Source organism: Streptomyces sp. RLA123 (assembly GCF_056270165.1).
Genome location: NZ_JBWDOR010000003.1, coordinates 6,955,069 through 6,973,361, shown reverse-complemented (window position 1 = coordinate 6,973,361; position 18,293 = coordinate 6,955,069). Strand labels below are relative to the sequence as shown.

Genomic DNA, 18,293 nt, shown 5'->3' with positions numbered 1-18,293 from the left:
GGCGTGTTTCGAAAGTAGCTCCCCAGCCACCGCTGGGAGGTGCCCCCACCGCCCGGAGAGTGGGTCCCACGGCGTCTGGTGCGGTGCATCGCAAGGCGGGGAGCCGTCCTCGTAGCGGGTTACCCGGACGATTCGAGGACGCAGCGTGGGGGGAGCGCCGTGCCAGGCGTCGCGGGACAGGCGGGACTTTCGAAACACGCTTAGAGCGGCTGCGGTTCCGGCTGCGGTTCGGGCGCGGGATCGGGATCCGGCCGCGAGGGCGGCTCGGGCAGCGGGTCCGGTGCGGGACCGGGAACCGGATGCGGCGAGGGCGGGACCGGATCGGGCGGGAAGGGCGACACGGGGTTCGGGGACGGCACAGGAGGCACGGTCGCGCGGGGAGCGCGGGCAACGGCGGTCATGACGGAAGGTCCTCCTCGGGGCTCGCCGGTACGGATCTTGCGCTGCGCTTACCCGGCCCTTTGGGTCCTATCCTCTGGATCATGAGCTGGTTGCGCGCGGTGGGCCGGGCCGCCCGTGCGGGGCTGCGGCCGGAGCGCGCCAAGCTGGAGCCGCTGGTCGCCCTGCGCGGCGCGGCGGGGGTCGCCGTCATGGTCGGCGTGACGCTGTGGCTGGCCTCCCCGGTGGTCGCCGCGGCGTCCGCCTTCGGAGCCTTCGCCTCCGGCATGGCCACCTTCCAGCGCAGCTGGCGCCCGCGGCCGGTGCTGGCCCTGGTGACCGGGACCGGGCTCGCGGTGAGCACCTTCCTGGGCTATCTCGCGGGCGCGCACTGGGCCCTGTTCGTGGTGCTCCTCGCGGTCTGGGCGTTCCTGGCGGGCACGGCATGGGCGCTGGGCCCGACGGCGGGCCTCGTGTCGTCGCTGACGATCGCGGTGATGCTGGTCGTCGTCACCCTCCCCACGTCGGTGGCGACGGCGCTCGGGCACGCGGCGGTGATCGCGGCCGGCGGCGCGGTGCAGGCCGCGCTGATCGTGATCTTTCCCGTACGGCGCTGGGGGCCGCAACGCGACGCCCTGGCCGACGCCTTCGCGGCGGAGGCGGACTACGCACGCCGGCTGCGGCACGACCCGGTGGCGCCGTTCGATCCCGCGCCCCTGATGGCCGCACGAAGCGCCGCCACGGTGACGCCCCGCCAGGCCCGGCGCCGTCCGCCGGCGCTGCGGGGCAAACGCGTTCTGGCCGAGCGCATCCGCCCGGTCCTGGCCTCGCTGGCGGACCCGGCGGTCGGCGCGGCCGCCGAGGGACCCGAACGCGACCGGGCCCGTCAACTGCTGGCCGCCGCGGCGGATGTGCTGGACGCGGTGGCGCGGGCGGTACGCAAGGCCGAGCCGGTCCGGGTGCCTGCGAAAGCCGAGGACGTGGCGCTGGTCGAGCCCGGGCCCGGGGACCAGCTCACCGGGCCCGCCCGGCGCACCGGCCTGCGGCTGATCGCGCTGCTCGGCGAGGCCGTGTCCTCCGCGACCGGCCGCGAGGGCCCCGCCGGCGTGGACACCGCGCACCTGCGGCGCCCGACGCTGCGGGAACTCGTGCCGCTGACCGTCCGCACGGTGCACCGGGAACTGCGCAAGGACTCCCCCGTCCTCCGGCACGCGATCCGGCTCGCGGCGGTCACCCCGGCGGGCTACGCCCTGGGCACCGCGCTGCCGCTCGGCCACGGCTACTGGGCGCCGCTGACCTCGGTGATGGTGATGCGGCCGGACTTCTCGCAGACATACGCACGCGGCGTGGCGCGCTTCGTCGGCACGCTGGCGGGGGTGACCGTGGCGACCGCCGTCATGCAGGCGTTCTCCCCGGGGCCGTACCCGTGCGCGGCCCTGGCCCTGGTGTCGGTCGGCCTGCTGTACCTGCTGATGCGCACCGGCTACCTGGTCTCCCAGGTGGCCGTCTCCGCGTACGTGGTGTTCCTGCTGGGCATGGCCGGCGCCCAGTGGACGCAGACCGTCCCCGAGCGGGTCCTGCTGACCCTGCTCGGCGGGCTGCTGGCGATGGTGGGGTACGCGGTCTTCCCCGCGTGGGAGACGCCCCGGCTGCGGGACCGGCTCGCGGAGCGCATCGTGGCGACCGGACGCTACGCCGCCACCACCCTCGAGGCGCACGGCGCCCCGGGGAAGGGGCGCCGCGAGGCCGTGCGCTCCGCGCTGCTGGACGCGCGTGCCGCCGCGCTCGCATGGGACCAGGCCGTGGCCCGCGCGAACGCCGAACCGGTCCGCGGCCGCGGGCTGTCGCGCCGCTCGGCGGACGCCGCCGACGCCGCGCTCTCGGCCCTGGGCCGTATCCCGATGCTCATGGAGGCCCACCTCCCCGCACCGGACGCTCCCCCGGTACCGGACGCCGTCCCCTTCGCCGCCGCGCTGCGCGACGCCACGGTCCAGGGCGCCGCCGCGGTCCGCGCCCGGCGCCCGCCGGACTTCTCCGGCGTCCGGGCGACGCTGGGGCACTGGCCGCCGTCGGCGGAGGACCGCGTGGTGCGCCGCAGCGCCGAACTCCTCGTGGAAACGCTCGACGACCTCGAAGCCGCCTTCCGCCCCCTCCCCCGCACCCGCCCCTCCCGCCGCCGCTGACGCGCCCCGGGGGTCGCCGGACCGGGTGGCGGCGGAGCACGGGGGAACGCAGGCCCGGAACCCTCACTGCCGCACGGAGGCGGCCCGACCGCCCGCACCCGGCGCCCGCACCCGGCGCCCGCACCCGGCGCCCGCGCCGGGAGATCCTGCCGAACTGGAGGACCCCGGCGCAGCGCGGCTCGCGGGCCGTGCCTGCGGGAACGCCCCGGACCCGCAAAGCGACCGACCGCCACAGACCGCACCCGCCGCCCGCGCCGGGAGATCCTGCCGCACGGGCGCAGGACCCGGCGCAGCGCGGCTCGCAGGCATTGCCTGCGGGAACGCCCCGGGAATGCCCCGGACCCGATGGACGCGCCGACCGGTGGCGAGCGGACACGGCCTCCTGCAGTCGCTTCGAAGAGACACGCGCCGCGGCGTGTGCACGGGCCGGGCCCGTCGGCGGAACGCGTCCGCACGGCGGTCCGGGCGACGGGTCGGCGCCGCGGTGTTCGGCCCTCCCGCTCCGCCGTGATCGTTTTCGGGGCGAGGGAGCCGGACGATGCGTCGGACCGCGCATGCGGTGGTCGATGCCATCGAGCAGGCCGAGGCGGACGCCCGGCGCCCGCGCCCGCCCCGTGCGCCGTGCGATCCCGGCGACGGGGCGGGCGTCGGCGGAGCCCCCGGTGGGGCCCCGAGCCGCCCCCCGTCAGCGCACGGGAACGCCCGAGAGCGTGCGGGCGATGACGAGGCGCTGAATCTCGCTGGTGCCCTCGAAAATGGTGTAAATGGCCGCGTCACGGTGCATGCGCTCGACCGGGTACTCACGGGTGTAGCCGTTGCCGCCGAGGATCTGGATGGCCTGGCCGGTGACCTTCTTGGCCGTCTCGCTGGCGAAGAGCTTGGACATCGAGCCCTCGGCCGAGGTGAAGGGCTTGCCGGCGATCGCCATCCAGGAGGCCCGCCACACCAGCAGGCGTGCGGCGTCGATCTGCGTGCGCATGTCGGCGAGCTGGAAGGCGACGCCCTGGTTGTCGATGATGGGGCGGCCGAACTGGGTGCGGGTCGTCGCGTAGTCGAGGGCGACCTCGTACGCGGCTCGGGCGGTGCCCACCGCCATCGCGCCGACCGCGGGCCGGGAGGCCTCGAACGTGGCCATGGCGGCGTTCTTGACGCGCTCGCCGCCCAGGGCGCGTTCCCGGGCCCGGGCGAGGCGCTCGTCGAGCCGCTCCTTGCCGCCGAGCAGGCAGTGCCCGGGGACGCGGACGCCGTCGAGGACGACCTCGGCGGTGTGGGAGGCGCGGATGCCGTGCTTCTTGAACTTCTGCCCCTGCGAGAGCCCGGGGGTGCCCGGCGGGATGATGAACGAGGCGTGGCCCTTGGACCCCAGCGCGGGGTCGACGACCGCGACCACGACGTGGACGCCTGCTATGCCGCCGTTGGTCGCCCAGGTCTTGGTGCCGTTGACGATCCACTCGTCCTTGGCCTCGTCGTACACCGCGGTGGTCCGCATGGCGCTGACGTCGGAGCCCGCGTCCGGTTCCGAGGAGCAGAAGGCGGCGACCTTGACGTCGGAGGCGTCGCCGTACATCTGCGGGATCCAGGTGCCGATCTGCTCCTCGGTCCCGTTGGCGAGGACCCCGACCGCGGCGAGGCCGGTGCCGACGATGGACAGGCCGATGCCGGCGTCGCCCCAGAAGAGCTCCTCCATGGCGATCGGGATGCCGAGACCCGTGGGGTCGAAGTACTGCTGGGCGTAGAAGTCCAGGGAGTACAGGCCGATCTTCGCGGCCTCCTGGATCACCGGCCAGGGCGTCTCCTCGCGCTCGTCCCACTCCGCCGCCGCCGGGCGCATGACGTCGGCAGCGAAGCCGTGGATCCAGTCGCGCACCGATTTCTGGTCGTCGTCGAGCTCGAGCGTGAAGCCGCCCATGGTCCCCTCCACGTGCTGGTTACTTACGGTAACGCCAGTGTGTTACTGGCTGGTAAGCGCTGTCAACCGGACCCGGGGTGTTACGTTGCGCAGACGGGAGAAATCGAACGGGCGGGGAGGCTCGGGTGGGTACCAGCCAGCGGCAGGACCAGCGAACGGCGACCGCGGCGGAGGAACGCCGCAGGGAGCTGCTCGAGGCCGCGGACCGCGTCGTGCTGCGGGACGGCCCGGAGGCGTCCATGAACGCGATCGCCGCCGAGGCGGGCATCACCAAGCCCATTCTGTACCGGCACTTCGGCGACAAGAGCGGTCTTTACCGAGCCCTGGCCATCCGTCACACCGACGCGCTGCTCGCCAACCTGCGGGCCGCCCTGGACGCGCCGAACGAGCGCCGCGACCGGGTCGAGGCGACCCTGCACGCGTACCTCTCCGCCATCGAGGCCCGGCCCCAGGTCTACCGCTTCCTGATGCACCCGGCGGAACACCCCTCCGAGGGCGAGCGCGGCTTCGACGTCGGCCGTCACTCGGCCCCGGTGCTGCGCCGCATGGGCGAGGAACTGGCCCGGTTCATCGCCGAACGGCTGGACCTCGGCCCCGACGGCCAGGAGGCGGCCCGGGTCTGGGGCCACGGCATCGTCGGCATGATGCACGCCGCCGGCGACTGGTGGCTCGGCGAACGCCCCTGCTCGCGGGATGTGCTGGTGCGCCACCTGGCGGACCTTCTGTGGGGCCGGCTGGCCGCGGTCGGCGACCGCCCCGGCGCGCCGCTCCGGTAGGCCCGGCGGACGTGTCAGCGGGACACCGCCCACGGAGCGCGGCGGGCGGCGCGCAGGGTCCGCCGGCGGCGCAGGCCGGTGAGCCGGTCGGTGAAGACACCGCCCTCGAGGTGGTCGCACTCGTGCTGGAGGCAGCGGGCGAAGAACCCGGTGCCCTCCACGCGCAGCGGCCGGCCGTGCAGATCGACGCCTTCGACGACGGTCTCGTCGTGGCGGGGGTGGGCGCGTGCACACCCGGGAGCGACAGGCACCCCTCGTGGCCGGTCACGGTGACGCCGCCGATGTGCGTCACCCGCGGATTCACCACATGGCCGAGATGGCGGACCTCTTCGTCGTCCGGGCAGTCCCAGACGAACACGCGCAGGGGGACGCCGATCTGGTTCGCGGCCAGGCCGACCCCGTCGCAGGAGTACATCGTCGCGTACAAGTCCTCGACGAGCGCGGCGAGTTCGGCGTCGAAAGCGGTCACCTCGCGACAGGGCGCGGTGAGCTCGGGGTCTCCCAGCAGCCGCATCGGACGGACGGTCCCGGAGCTGCCGGGGATGGCGACGTGTGGCATGCGGGCCAGCGTACGGGGGCGGCTCGTTTCAGCGCCGGCAGGGGAAGTGGATAGGCTGATCGGCGACCGATGCCTTTTGGCCGGTGCGATGGCCGGGGCACGCGCTCCGGCCGACCGCCGGGGAGGGCGAGCGGGGCCGGACGCGAGGAGGATGGTGGAGACGATGGCAGGCAACGCGGAGCCACTGTCGCCGCGGGCGAAGCTCGCCGTGACGGCGGGCAAGGCCGCGGCGGCGGTGTCACGGGCGGCGGGACGCGGCAGCGGATCGGTGATCGGCGGCCGGGTGGCGCTCAAACTCGACCCGGACCTGCTGGCCCGGCTGGCGACGCACCTCGACGTCGTGCTCGTCTCGGCCACCAACGGCAAGACCACCACCACCCGGCTGCTCGCCGAGGCGCTGCGCGCCAACGGCGAGGTCGTCTCCAACGCGCTCGGCGCCAACATGCCGGCCGGCATCACCTCGGCCCTGGCGGGCGGCTCCGAGGCGCGCTACGGCGTGATCGAGGTCGACGAGAAGTACCTGGCCGGTGTGGCGCGGGACGTGCGCCCCAAGGCCATCGCCCTGCTGAACCTCTCCCGCGACCAGCTGGACCGGGCCGCCGAGACGCGCATGCTGGCCGAGAAGTGGCGCGAGGGGCTGGCCGGCACCGACGCGATCATCATCGCCAACGCCGACGACCCGCTGATCACCTGGGCGGCCTCGTCCTGCCCGACCGTGGTGTGGGTCGCGGCCGGCCAGGAGTGGAAGGACGACGCCTGGTCCTGCCCCTCCTGCGGCGGTGTGCTCCAGCGCCCCTCCGAGGACTGGTTCTGCGGCGAGTGCGGCTTCCGCCGTCCGACCCCGACGTGGGCGCTCTCCGGCGACCACGTGATCGACCCGTACGGCTCCGCCTGGCCGATCCAGCTGCAACTGCCAGGTCGCGCCAACAAGTCCAACGCCACCGTCTCCGCCGCCACGGCCGCCGCCTTCGGCGTGGACCCCAAGGTCGCCCTGGAGCGGATGTACAAGGTCCAGGCGGTGGCCGGACGCTACGACGTGGTGCAGTTCCAGGACCGCGACGTGCGCCTGCTGCTGGCGAAGAACCCGGCCGGCTGGCTGGAGACGTTCTCGCTGATCGACAGGCCGCCCACGCCGGTGATCCTGTCGGTGAACGCCCGCGGCGCCGACGGCACCGACACCTCCTGGCTGTGGGACGTGGACTACACCCGGCTGACCGGGCACCCGATCCGTGTGATCGGTGACCGTAAACTGGACCTGGCGGTCCGCCTGGAGGTCGCCGGGCTGCAGTTCCAGGTGTGCGCGGACTTCGACGAGGCGGTACGCACCTCGCCGCAGGGCCGGATCGAGGCCATCGCGAACTACACCGCGTTCCAGGACCTGCGCCGCCGCGTCGGCAACTGACCCACGACCCGTTTCGACAGGAGAACACGCCATGAGCGACTCCAGCCTGCGCCTGGTGTGGGTCTATCCCGACCTGCTCAGCACCTACGGTGACCAGGGCAACGCCCTGGTCACCGAGCGCCGCGCGCGCCAGCGCCGGGTCCCGGTCACGCGCATCGACGTACGGTCCGACCAGCCGATCCCGACCTCCGGCGACATCTACCTGATCGGCGGCGGCGAGGACCGGCCGCAGCGGCTGGCCGCCGAGCGGCTGCGCCGTGACGGCGGGCTGAACCGCGCGGTCGACAACGGTGCCATCGTCTTCTCGGTCTGCGCCGGCTACCAGATCCTCGGTCACGAGTTCGTCAACGACCTCGGCCGCCCCGAGCCGGGCCTCGGCCTGCTCGACGTGGTCAGCGTCCGCGGCGAGGGCGAGCGGTGCGTCGGCGACGTGCTGGCCGACATCGACCCGGCGCTCGGCCTGCCGCCGCTGACCGGTTTCGAGAACCACCAGGGCATCACGCACGTCGGCAAGCAAGCACGCCCGCTCGCCCGCACCCGCTTCGGCAACGGCAACGGCACGGGCGACGGCACCGAGGGCGCGTACAACGACACCGTCTTCGGCACCTACATGCACGGCCCGGTCATGGCCCGCAATCCGCAGATCGCGGACATGCTGATCAAGCTGGCGATGGACGTCAGGGCACTGCCGCCCGTCGACGACCAGTGGTACGAGGCGCTGCGCGCCGAGCGGATCGCATCCGCCTCGCAGCCTTCCTGAAGCAGCGGTACCGGGAACGGGGCCCGGGCCGGGAGTGTCCGCAGTGCGGGCGGCGTTTCCGTCGTCCGCGCCCGGCTCGATAACGTAGGTATTGCGGCGTGCGCGCCGCGGGTCCATCCGGACGACGGCGTCCGGCGCCCGGATCGATCTTCCAGGAGTAACGAGCAATGCGTATTGGTGTGCTGACGAGCGGCGGCGACTGCCCCGGCCTGAACGCCGTCATCCGGTCGGTCGTGCACCGCGCGGTCGTCGACCACGGGGACGAGGTCATAGGTTTCCACGACGGGTGGAAGGGCCTTCTCGAATGCGACTACCGCAAGCTGGACCTCGACGCGGTGGGCGGCATCCTGGCCCGCGGCGGCACGATCCTCGGTTCCTCCCGGGTCCGCCCCGAGCACCTGCGGGACGGCGTGGAGCGGGCCAAGGGCCACGTCGCCGACCTGGGTCTCGACGCGATCATCCCGATCGGCGGTGAGGGCACCCTCAAGGCCGCCCGCCTGCTGTCGGACAACGGGCTGCCGATCGTGGGCGTGCCCAAGACCATCGACAACGACATCGCCTCCACCGACGTCACCTTCGGCTTCGACACCGCCGTGACCGTCGCCACCGAGGCGCTGGACCGCCTCAAGACCACCGCCGAGTCGCACCAGCGGGTGCTGATCGTCGAGGTCATGGGGCGCCACACGGGCTGGATCGCGCTGCACTCCGGCATGGCGGCCGGCGCGCACGCGATCGTGGTGCCGGAGCGTCCCTTCGACATCGGGGAGCTGACCCGGCGGGTCGGCGAGCGCTTCTCGGCGGGCAAGAAGTTCGCCATCGTGGTGGTCTCCGAGGGCGCCAAGCCCCTGGAGGGCACCATGCCGTTCGAGGCCGGCGTCAAGGACGCCTACGGCCACGAGCGCTTCACCGGCATCGCCACCCGGCTGTCCGTGGAACTGGAGGAGCGGCTGGGCAAGGAGGCCCGTCCGGTGATCCTCGGCCACGTGCAGCGCCGGTGGCACCCCGACCGCGTACGACCGCGTGCTCGCCACCCGTTTCGGCTGGCACGCCGTGGAAGCCGCGCACAACGACGACTTCGGCATGATGACGGCGCTGCGCGGCACCGACATCACCCTGGTCCCGCTGGCCGAGGCCGTCGAGCACCTCAAGACGGTGCCGGTCGAACGCTACGTCGAGGCCGAGTGCGTGCTGTGACGAGCTGATCACCTTCCTGGAACCGCCCCCGGCCGCACCCGCGGCCGGGGGCGGTTCTAGTCTGGTGCGGGCGCACCCGCCCCAACCGGCACATTGCCGACGGCGCGGTGCGTGCGGACGGCACGACAGGAGAGTGACGGATGGACCACGGCGGACACGGCATGATGACGGAGCTCCCGCCGTTCACCCTCGGCCGGGGGCTCGCCTTCAGCGGAGACCCGGTGTTCCTGGCCGGATGTCTTCTGGCGCTGGCCCTGTACGGCGCCGCCGTCGTACGCCTGCGCAGTCGCGGCGACGGCTGGCCGGTCGGACGCATCATCGCCTTCGCCTGCGGTGTGCTGTCGATCGCGCTGGCGATGTGCACCGCGCTGAACACCTACGGCATGGTCATGTTCAGCGTCCACATGGTGCAGCACATGGTCCTGTCCATGGTGGCCCCGATCCTGCTGCTGCTCGGCGCCCCGGTGACGCTGGCGCTGCGCGCGCTGCCCGCCGCCCCGCGCGGCCGCAAGGGGCCGCGGGAGCTGCTGGTCGCGCTGCTGCACAGCCGCTACATGCAGGTGGTCACGCATCCGGCGTTCACCATCCCGCTGTTCATCGCGAGCCTGTACGGGCTCTACTTCACCCCGCTGTTCGACACCCTGATGGGCAGCCGGGCCGGGCACATCGCGATGATGGCGCACTTCCTCGCCGTGGGGCTGGTCTTCTTCTGGCCGATCATGGGCGTCGACCCCGGACCCCACCGGCCGGGGTACGTGATGCGGATGCTGGAGCTGTTCGCGGGCATGCCCTTCCACGCGTTCTTCGGCATCGCGCTGATGATGGCCTCCGAACCCATGATCCGCACCTTCGAGCACCCGTCGGCCTCGCTGGGGATCGACGCCCTCGACGACCAGACCGCTGCCGGCGGCATCGCGTGGGCGTTCAGCGAGATCCCCTCGGTGCTGGTGCTGGTGGCGCTGCTGATCCAGTGGTACACCTCGGAACAGCGGCACGCCCGCCGCAAGGACCGTGCAGCGGACCGCGACGGTGACGCGGAACTGGCCGCGTACAACGCATACTTGGCATCCTTGGAGGCGCGGGGTCGGGGCTGACCGGGGCCACCCGCCGCGAAGGGAGGCCCTCGATGGGCGACCAGGTACGGATATCGGGCGACGCGCTGCTCCTGCCGGGCGGGGTGACGGTGCGCTTCATGCGCACACTGCGTCTGCCCGAGACGGGCACGCACCCCCTGCCACCAGGGCTCGGCACCTTTCCGCTGCGCCGCGTCGCGGACTTCCCCGACCGCGCGCCCGAGCAGTGGCTCGCACGCGGCGGCGTCATGCTGCCGGTCTACCAGCGCGAGGCGATGTGGCTGAGCTTCTCGGCCGCCGCGCCGGCCGCGCTCCAGGTGGGCGTCGGCAAGGTGTGCGCGGTGTCGGGCACACCGTGGAACGACCGGCTCACCCAGAACCCGCAGAACTACGTGGTGCTGCCCCGCCAGCCGTGGCTGGACGGCATCAACTCGGGCTCCGGCACGATCCGGCAGTTCGTCGCCGTGCCGCTGGGCCTCGGCGCGACCGTCGAGGGCCAGGTCACCGGCGAGGAGGTCTGGGGCGGGGTACAGCTCCAGGTCTTCGAGCTCCGCGAGGAACGGCTGGCGGCCTGGCAGGCCGAGCAGCGGCGCGGGGAGGGCCTGAGCCGGGCGGCCTTCGGCGGGTACGGCGGTCCCACGGGCGCCATGCCGACGGCGCCGATGGCGGCACCCGCGCCCGGCGCGGCACCGTCCGGCCGGACGCGCGGGCCGGCGCGGTCCGCCCCCGCGATGGGGCTGGGCGCCGGCGGGCGGATGCGGCAGGAGGTGTACCGCGACGACCGCAAGCCCTCGCACTGGCGGGAGGAGCCCTCGGGCCGGATCTTCGTCCATCTGACGACGGCTCCCGAGTGGCTCCGCATCACCGGCGAGGCTCCCCCGCCGTCCCCGGTGAACCGGGCGGCGTACACGGCGGCCGGGCTGCCGTGGTTCGACTACTACGACGCCGACGCGGAGGACCTGCCGGCTCCTGAGACCCTCACCCAGGTGACGCCGGTCGGGGACTGGCTGGGCGAGGACGAGTCGCCCTGGGTGCCGCCGGCGCCGGGACAGGTGCAGCAGCTCAAGGACGAGGGCACGGTGGCGGACGGCGACTGGTAGCGCTCCAGGGCCCGGCGGGGCGACCATGGTGTCCGGGCCGCCGCCGTACGCCGCCCGGGGAGGAGGGCGTCGATGCCCGCACCTGCGAAGGCGATGATCGCGCTCACGGTTGCCTGCCTGGTGGCCGTGACCGCCTACACGGTGGCCCTCGGGCCGAACGGCTGGCTGTGGTTCGCGTGGGTCGTGCTCGGACTCGCGACGATCGGCATGTTCGCCATCCGCACCCCTCACTGAGGTCGCCGCGGCGGCGTCCGCCACGCCGGCGTCGTCAGCGGCGCGTGCGGACGCCTGGCCCCGTGGTGTGCCCCGCGGGCCACGGGGCGACCACCTGGCAGCTGCTGCCCGCACTGCTGCTGAACGGCTTCGCGATGGGCCTGGTCATGGCGCCGTTCTTCGACATCGCGTGCCGGACGACCCGTACCGCCGCCCCGGTGCCGCGCATGGCTTCGGCTCCACGGGCGTCCACGACGGCGACGACGAGCCGGTCGCTGTCCGCGTCGTGCCAGGAGCCGCCGTACGCGTCGCGGCGGCCTCGTCCCGGAGCCGTTCCCGGGCCTGACCGCGGGTCAGCCCCAGGTCGCGCGCCATGACCCCGACCAGCTCGGCGGAGGTCGGCGCGGCGGCGCCGGCGGAAATGCGGACCGCGGGCGCGGCGGCGGGCGAGAACGAGGCGAACGTGCCGCCCAGGCCGGCCGGCACAAGGAGGGCCGACAGGCCGATACGCGCACTGCCCCTGCGTCTCATCGCAGGTCCCCTCACTGTTGTGGGAGGAAGTCGTCCAGGGGGGTGCAGGGGCGTGCGGGGGGAGCGGATGAGAGCGCTCTCGTCGACGACGTCGCCGTGAGCCCAGGGCTGACGATTGGCCATGTCCATACGGACTTCGCGCCACGTCGGCACGACGGCCGCCCGCGACCGGTGACGGACGGCAAGGCGGGGACCTACACTGGCCGTCCCCGACACGCCTTCCGACGTGGCAGAACGCTGCCCCGAGGCCGAGCCGGACGGTTGGGAGTCGCCCCGTGTTCTACTACGTGCTCAAGTACGTGCTCCTCGGCCCGCTCCTCAGGCTGCTGTTCCGCCCGAGGATCGAGGGCATGGAGAACATCCCGGAGGAGGGGGCGGCGATCGTCGCCGGGAACCACCTGTCGTTCTCGGACCACTTCCTGATGCCGGCGATCCTGCCGCGCCGCATCACCTTCCTCGCGAAGGCGGAGTACTTCACCGGCCCCGGCATCAAGGGCCGCCTGACCGCGGCCTTCTTCCGGGGCGTGGGGCAGATCCCGGTCGACCGCTCCGGCGGCAAGGCGGGCGAATCGGCGATCCGGGAGGGGCTGAAGGTGCTGTCCCAGCAGGAGTTGCTCGGCATCTACCCCGAGGGCACCCGCTCGCACGACGGCCGGCTCTACAAGGGCAAGGTGGGCGTGGCGACGATGGCGCTGCGCGCCAAGGTCAAGGTGATCCCCTGCGCGATGATCGGCACGTACGAGATCCAGCCGGCCGGGCGCCGACTGCCGCGCATCAAGCCGGTGACCATCCGCTTCGGCGAACCGCTGGAGTTCTCGCGCTTCGAGGGGATGGACCACGAGCGCTTCGTGGTGCGCTCCGTGACCGACGAGATCATGTACGCCATCCTGGAGCTGTCCGGTCAGGAGTACGTCGACCGCTACGCCGCGGACGTCAAGGCCGAGGAGCAGGGCCGGGGACCGGGACGCGGAGTCCGCTCCCGGCTGCGGCGCAGCGCCTGAGGCGCGCCGTCCCCGTCGCGCCCCGCCCTTGCGCCGTCAGCGGATCCGCGCAGGGCGAAACGCCCTGGCCGGGACCCCGCGCGGCCGCCTAGCGTCGCCGCATGACGACGGGAAGCGCATTCGTGATCGGGGCGACGGGACAGATCGGGCGGGCGGCGGTGCGCGCGCTCGCGGAGGACGGCTGGGAGGTGCGCGCGGCCTCACGCGGAGGCGGCGGGGATGTGCCCTGGCCCGAAGGCGTGCGGCCCGTCACGGTGGACCGCGAGGACACCGCGGCCCTGGCCGCCGCACTCCGCGAGGGCTGCGACCTGCTGCTGGACTGCGTGGCGTACGGGACGGAGCACGCACGCCAGTTGCTGGGCCTGTCCGGGCGGATCGGCTCGGCCGTCGTCGTCTCCAGCTGCTCGGTGTACGAGGACGACCGGGGCCGCAGCCTGCAGACCCAAGGGGAACCGGACGGCGCCCCGGTCCTGCCCGTCCCGGTCCCCGAGACCCAGTCGCTCGTGCCCGCCGGACCCGACGACTACGCCGGCCGCAAGGTCGCCCTCGAGCGTGAACTCCTCGCCGCGGGCGACCGGTTGCCGACCACCCTGCTGAGGGCGGGCGCGATCCACGGGCCGCACAGCCTGCGCCCGCGTGAGCTGTACTTCGTCAAGCGCGCGAGGGACAAGCGGCCGGTTCTGATCCTGGCCCGCAACGGCGAGAGCCGCTTCCACCCGGTGCACACCGCCAATCTGGCCGAGCTCGTGCGGCTCGCCGCCCGCCGCCCCGGCTCGCGCGTCCTCAACGCCGGTGATCCGTACGCCCCGACGGTCGCGGAGATCGCCACCGCTGTCGGCGGGCTGCTGGGCCATGACGCCGAGACGGTCCTGGTGGACGGGCCGCCGCCGGCCCCGAATGTCGGCGACACCCCGTGGGGTGCCGCGCATCCCTTCGTCCTCGACATGACGGCCGCCGAACGCGAGCTGGGCTACCGTGCCGTGACGGGCTACGCGGAGTCGCTGCCGGAGACCGTGGACGAACTCGTGGCGCGACTCGGCGACCGCGACTGGCGTGCCGCGTTCCCGGTGCTGGCCACGACGTACGACCGCTTCGGCGACCTCTTCGACTACGCGGCCGAGGACCGCTGGCTGGCCGGGGGAAACCCGCTGGCTCCCCGGGTGGGCCCCAACTAGCCTTCGGGCGTGGGAAAGGACCAGTCATGAGCGCCCGGCTGCGGGCGATCGCCCGGGAGACGCAATCCGTCGTCGCCGCGGGCGGCTACCGCACGCCGCGGGGGACCGAGGTGTCGATCGGCGCGGCGGTCGAGCGGGCCGTCGCGGGGACCCGGGTCCTCGGGCCGGAGCCGGTGGAACCCGGCGCGGCCCGCGCGCTGCCGGTGCCGACCGGCTTCGAGGTGACCGGCGAGGACAGCCTCCAGGCGGCCGGACGCCTCGTGCGCGAGGGCGCCGGGCCGGTCGCGGTCCTCACCTTCGCCTCGGCCCGCAATCCCGGCGGCGGCTACCTCAACGGCGCACAGGCCCAGGAGGAGGCGCTGTGCCGCTCCTCGGCGCTGTACACGACCCTGCTCGCCGCACGGGACTTCTACACGTGGCACCGCACCGACGGCAGTCCCTTCTACAGCGACCGTGTCATTCACTCCCCCGCCGTCCCGGTCTTCCGGAACCCGCGCGGGGAGCTGCTGGAGGAACCGTTCGAAGCGGGGTTCTTGACCTGCGCGGCGCCCAATGCCGGGGTCGTCGGGCTCCACGACCCGCCGGCCGCCGTGCGGCTGCCCGCCGTGCTCGGCACGCGGGCCGGCCGGGTGCTGGAGGTCGCGGCCGCGGAGGGATACCGGGCGCTGGTGCTGGGCGCGTGGGGCTGCGGAGTGTTCCGCAACGACCCGGCGCACGTCGCCGCCGCGTTCCGCGGCCTGCTCGTCCCCGGCGGCCGCTTCGCGGAGCGCTTCGACCGGGTCGTCTTCGCCGTTCTGGACCGGCAGCGGGACGCTCCCACGCGCGCGGCCTTCGGCGCCGCGTTCCCCGGGTAGGGAGAGACCATGGAGAGACTCAACATCGACACCGTCATGGACGCCGTGGAGCACAAGTGGCTCCCGCACGTCCTGGCCGAGGTCAACGACTACGACGTCAAGGTCGCCAACGTCGAGGGCGACTTCACCGAGCACACCCACGCCGACACCGACGAGTTCTTCCTCGTCCTGGCCGGCCGGCTGCATCTGGACCTGCCGGACGGCACGGTGACGCTCGGCCCGCACGAGGTGTTCACGGTGCCCAGGGGCGTCCCGCACCGGCCGCGCGCCGAGGAGGGTACCCGCATCCTGATGTTCGAGCCGCGCGGCACGGTCAACACCGGCGACGGCAACGAGGGCACGACGGGCGTGCGCCCGGCCTGACCGGCCACCCGTTCGCTCCCCGCACGAAGGAACGGTCCCGGCCCCCCTCGACCGGGGGCCGGGACCGTTCGCGCGGGGTGTGCCGCCGGGGTCAGCCCGTGGCCGGGACCGGCGCCGCGTGCGGGGCGCACGTGACGTCGTGGCGGTCCAGGGAGCCGTTCACGAAGTAGCCGGTGACCCGGTCGTTGATGCAGGGGTTGACCAGGCCGGTGACGCCGTGCGAACCGGCGCCCTTCTCCGTGATCATGAGCGAACCCTTGAACCGCTGGTGCAGTTCGACGGCCCCGGGGAACGGCGTCGCCGCGTCACGGGTGCTCTGGACGATCATGACGCGCGGCAGGCCGTGGCCGGTCCGCACGTCCACCGGCTTCTTCTGCGGGACGCCCCAGGTGGCGCAGGGCAGGTTCAGCCACGCGTTGGCCCAGGTCAGGAACGGGTACTTGGCGTGCAGCCGGGAGTTGTCGCGGTCCCAGGTGCGCCAGTCGCGCGGCCAGCCGGCGTCGGTGCACTCCACCGCCGTGTACACCGCGTTGCCGTTCTCCGCGGCAATGTTGCCCGCGGTGTCGGACAGGTCCGGGGCCGCCGCGTCCACCAGAGCCTGGGTGTCACCGGCGAGGTACCTGCTCCAGACCCCGGCCACGGTCGCCCACGACGAGTCGTAGTACGGGGCCGTCTGGAAGAGCCCGAGCAGTTCGGACGGGCCGACGGTCCCGCCGATCGGGTGGGCCGTGGCGGCGGCGCGCAGCCGCTCCCACTGCGCCTGGACCTTCGCCGGCGTGCTGCCGATGTGGTAGACGGAGTCGTACTTCGCGACCCACGCCTTCCAGTCGTCCCAGCGGCCCTGGAAGGCCACGTCCTGGTCGAGGTTGTTCTGGTACCAGATCTGGTCGCGGGCCGGGTTGACGACGCTGTCGACGACCATGCGGCGCACGTGCCCCGGGAAGAGCGTCGCGTAGACGGCGCCGAGATAGGTGCCGTAGGAGACGCCCAGGTAGTTGAGCTTCCGCTCGCCGAGCGCGGCCCGGATGACGTCGAGGTCCCGCGCCGTGTTGGGCGTGGTCATCTGGGAGAGCATCGCGGCGCCGGTGCGCTCCTTGCATCCCTGCGCGTACTCCGCGGCGAGCTTGCGCTGCGCGCGCTTGTCGGCCTCGCCGTCCGGGACCGGGTCGGCCTTGGGGGCCTTCACGAACTCCTGCGGGTCGGCGCAGGAGATGGGCGCGGAGTGGCCGACACCGCGCGGGTCGAAGCCCACGAAGTCGTACGCCTTGGCCGTGGCCGTCCAGATGGGGTTCTTGGCGGTGACGCGGAGCGGGAAGCGCATACCGGAGCCGCCGGGGCCGCCGGGGTTGTAGATCAGGGCGCCCTGCCGCTCGGCGGCGGTGCCCGTGTTGCCGATGCGGTCGACAGCGATCCGTATGGTCCTGCCGTGCGGTGTGGCGTAGTCGACCGGCACGGTGACCCAGCCGCACTGGACGGGTGCGGCGATGCCCCAGTCGGCGGGGCAGGACGCCCAGTCGACGCCCGCCCTGGCGGCGCGCGCGGCGGCGACCCGCACGCCGACGTCCTCCGCGTTCACATGGTGTCCGGATCCGTGGGCGACACCCCCGGCGACCGCGGTCTGCGGTGCGGCGGCGACGACGGTGCCGGCTATCAGGACTCCGGCGAGCCCGAGCACGGCTGTGCGTCTCACGATGACGTCCCCCTGCTGTTGAGCCGCTTGTGACGGCGCGAGCACAGAACTTCAGAGGGATCCTTTCGTCCGCATGGCCGTCGGGAGAAGATCGCACGGGCGTATCTTTACCAAGCCGTAAGCATGACGCGGTCGTTGACGGCGCGGTCGACGGCCGACGGCCGCCGCGGCGGAGCCGCGGACCAGCGGGTGCGGCGCCGAGCCGTCCCCCGCCAGTTCGGGCTGAAACGGGGTCGCCACATAGAAGGGCCGGCCCGGGAGTTCGGCGATCCGCGGCTCGCCGTCCGGGTCGTGCCCGGTGAAGGCCGGCCCCGGCCGTCGAGTTCCCCGAGGCGGTCGCGGTCGAGGCCGAAGGAGCCGCCTGGTGGACGGCTCCGCCGCGACGAGCGATCCGCCGGGGTGCCCGATGCCGGCGATCTGCGGGCCGTGCGCTGCGCGGAGGAGAAGCTGGTGGTCGCGCCGGCCGCGGACCACCCGCCTGCGTGCCGGTCAGGACTGCGGCCGGCCGCGGCCGGCGAGGGCTTCCGCACCGGGGTGCGCTGCGAGGGACCGGACGTGCGCGGATGGCGTCCCGCTTCGTGGTGTAGCCGATCAAGTCTGCGGAATCTCCAGGTCGCGGCCCGACTCGCGTTCAATGGGGCTCTGTTCGGAGGGCCACCGAGTTGGACCAGCGGTGATCGCCAAGCGGACTGCAGCGGCACGTACCGGACGGCTCCGAAGCGGAGGCGACGGCCTGTGATCGGCTACACCACGAGAGGGGACACGACCCGTGCGCGGGGTGCTCGACCTGGTGCGCTCCGGGCTCGGCCCGGTGGTGCTGCCCCGGTCGGCCGTGATGGGCAGGCACGGCGTCGTGGCGGTGCCGCCGGCCGCGCCGCGGCTGGTGGTCCACCGCACCGGGCTCCTGCACCACCGCGGCGGTCCCGGGGAGACCGCGGGGGCACTGACCGCGCTGCTGACGGCGGCCGCACCGCCGGGACGGGCGGCCTGACGCCCCAAGGGCTCCCTCACCCGTTCGGCCCATCGGTAATGCGCCGCCCGGGTGAGGGGGCCACAGTCGTGGGACGGCGGCATTCGGGGTGCCCGCGCCCCATGGGAGTCCGCTCATGGGAAACGCGGGGCAGGACACCCC

General features: G+C 73.6%; 15 protein-coding genes and 3 pseudogenes. 13 read left to right on the top strand and 5 right to left on the bottom strand.

Annotation, left to right across the window (positions count from 1 at the left end; all coding sequences use genetic code 11):
- The first annotated feature begins 482 nt into the window (after nt 1-482).
- Nucleotides 483-2,561, top strand: coding sequence for an FUSC family protein (locus RV983_RS31995; RefSeq protein WP_475989190.1), 2,079 nt, complete (start codon nt 483-485; stop codon nt 2,559-2,561).
- A 685-nt stretch (nt 2,562-3,246) separates the two neighbouring features.
- Here the strand turns inward: RV983_RS31995 and RV983_RS31990 are convergent.
- Nucleotides 3,247-4,470 (bottom strand): acyl-CoA dehydrogenase family protein, encoded by a 1,224-nt coding sequence (locus tag RV983_RS31990; RefSeq protein WP_475989189.1) that lies wholly within the window; start codon nt 4,468-4,470, stop codon nt 3,247-3,249.
- A 125-nt stretch (nt 4,471-4,595) separates the two neighbouring features.
- On the opposite strand from RV983_RS31990, the gene RV983_RS31985 reads away from it, so the two are divergent.
- Nucleotides 4,596-5,246: a TetR/AcrR family transcriptional regulator gene (locus RV983_RS31985; RefSeq protein ID WP_475989188.1), complete on the top strand. Its 651-nt coding sequence runs from the start codon at nt 4,596-4,598 to the stop codon at nt 5,244-5,246.
- A gap of 14 nt (nt 5,247-5,260) precedes the next feature.
- Here RV983_RS31985 and def read toward each other — a convergent pair.
- Nucleotides 5,261-5,979: pseudogene (def, locus tag RV983_RS31980) on the bottom strand (peptide deformylase).
- Between def and RV983_RS31975 the strand changes: the two are divergent.
- The 6 genes and pseudogenes from RV983_RS31975 to RV983_RS31950 all read left to right on the top strand — a co-directional run bounded on the left by RV983_RS31975 (nt 5,969) and on the right by RV983_RS31950 (nt 11,568).
- Nucleotides 5,969-7,207: a MurT ligase domain-containing protein gene (locus tag RV983_RS31975; RefSeq protein WP_475989187.1), complete on the top strand. Its 1,239-nt coding sequence runs from the start codon at nt 5,969-5,971 to the stop codon at nt 7,205-7,207. The pseudogene def and the gene RV983_RS31975 sit on opposite strands and share 11 nt — an antisense overlap.
- 31 nt (nt 7,208-7,238) lie before the next feature.
- A complete protein-coding gene (locus RV983_RS31970; RefSeq protein ID WP_475989186.1) occupies nt 7,239-7,967 on the top strand; it encodes a type 1 glutamine amidotransferase in 729 nt (242 codons plus the stop codon).
- A 167-nt stretch (nt 7,968-8,134) separates the two neighbouring features.
- Nucleotides 8,135-9,161 (top strand): annotated as a pseudogene (locus RV983_RS31965) (6-phosphofructokinase).
- 140 nt (nt 9,162-9,301) lie between these two features.
- The gene (locus RV983_RS31960; protein ID WP_475989185.1) at nt 9,302-10,255 is read left to right on the top strand and encodes a cytochrome c oxidase assembly protein; all 954 of its coding nucleotides are present in this window, start codon (nt 9,302-9,304) and stop codon (nt 10,253-10,255) included.
- A gap of 32 nt (nt 10,256-10,287) precedes the next feature.
- Nucleotides 10,288-11,334: a hypothetical protein gene (locus RV983_RS31955; protein ID WP_475989184.1), complete on the top strand. Its 1,047-nt coding sequence runs from the start codon at nt 10,288-10,290 to the stop codon at nt 11,332-11,334.
- A gap of 72 nt (nt 11,335-11,406) precedes the next feature.
- Entirely contained in the window at nt 11,407-11,568 is a 162-nt protein-coding gene (locus RV983_RS31950) for a hypothetical protein (RefSeq protein ID WP_475989183.1), read from the top strand.
- A gap of 34 nt (nt 11,569-11,602) precedes the next feature.
- Here the strand turns inward: RV983_RS31950 and RV983_RS31945 are convergent, their stop codons facing one another.
- Entirely contained in the window at nt 11,603-11,776 is a 174-nt protein-coding gene (locus RV983_RS31945) for a hypothetical protein (RefSeq protein ID WP_475989182.1), read from the bottom strand.
- Nucleotides 11,777-12,353: 577 nt separating this feature from the next.
- Here RV983_RS31945 and RV983_RS31940 point away from each other — a divergent pair.
- The 4 genes from RV983_RS31940 to RV983_RS31925 all read left to right on the top strand — a co-directional run bounded on the left by RV983_RS31940 (nt 12,354) and on the right by RV983_RS31925 (nt 15,471).
- Nucleotides 12,354-13,079: a lysophospholipid acyltransferase family protein gene (locus tag RV983_RS31940; RefSeq protein ID WP_475989181.1), complete on the top strand. Its 726-nt coding sequence runs from the start codon at nt 12,354-12,356 to the stop codon at nt 13,077-13,079.
- Between the two features lie 101 nt (nt 13,080-13,180).
- Nucleotides 13,181-14,254: an NAD-dependent epimerase/dehydratase family protein gene (locus tag RV983_RS31935; protein ID WP_475989180.1), complete on the top strand. Its 1,074-nt coding sequence runs from the start codon at nt 13,181-13,183 to the stop codon at nt 14,252-14,254.
- A 26-nt stretch (nt 14,255-14,280) separates the two neighbouring features.
- Nucleotides 14,281-15,108, top strand: a complete 828-nt coding sequence (locus tag RV983_RS31930) for a TIGR02452 family protein (protein WP_475989179.1) — start codon at nt 14,281-14,283, stop codon at nt 15,106-15,108.
- Between the two features lie 9 nt (nt 15,109-15,117).
- Nucleotides 15,118-15,471, top strand: a complete 354-nt coding sequence (locus RV983_RS31925) for a cupin domain-containing protein (protein ID WP_475989178.1) — start codon at nt 15,118-15,120, stop codon at nt 15,469-15,471.
- A 91-nt stretch (nt 15,472-15,562) separates the two neighbouring features.
- Here RV983_RS31925 and RV983_RS31920 read toward each other — a convergent pair whose 3' ends face one another.
- Nucleotides 15,563-17,161: an alpha/beta hydrolase gene (locus tag RV983_RS31920; protein WP_475989177.1), complete on the bottom strand. Its 1,599-nt coding sequence runs from the start codon at nt 17,159-17,161 to the stop codon at nt 15,563-15,565.
- Between the two features lie 51 nt (nt 17,162-17,212).
- Nucleotides 17,213-17,482, bottom strand: a pseudogene (locus tag RV983_RS31915) (hypothetical protein); the annotation flags it as partial.
- Between the two features lie 448 nt (nt 17,483-17,930).
- On the opposite strand from RV983_RS31915, the gene RV983_RS31910 reads away from it, so the two are divergent.
- Nucleotides 17,931-18,152, top strand: a complete 222-nt coding sequence (locus RV983_RS31910) for a hypothetical protein (protein ID WP_475989176.1) — start codon at nt 17,931-17,933, stop codon at nt 18,150-18,152.
- Nucleotides 18,153-18,293: the final 141 nt, after the last annotated feature.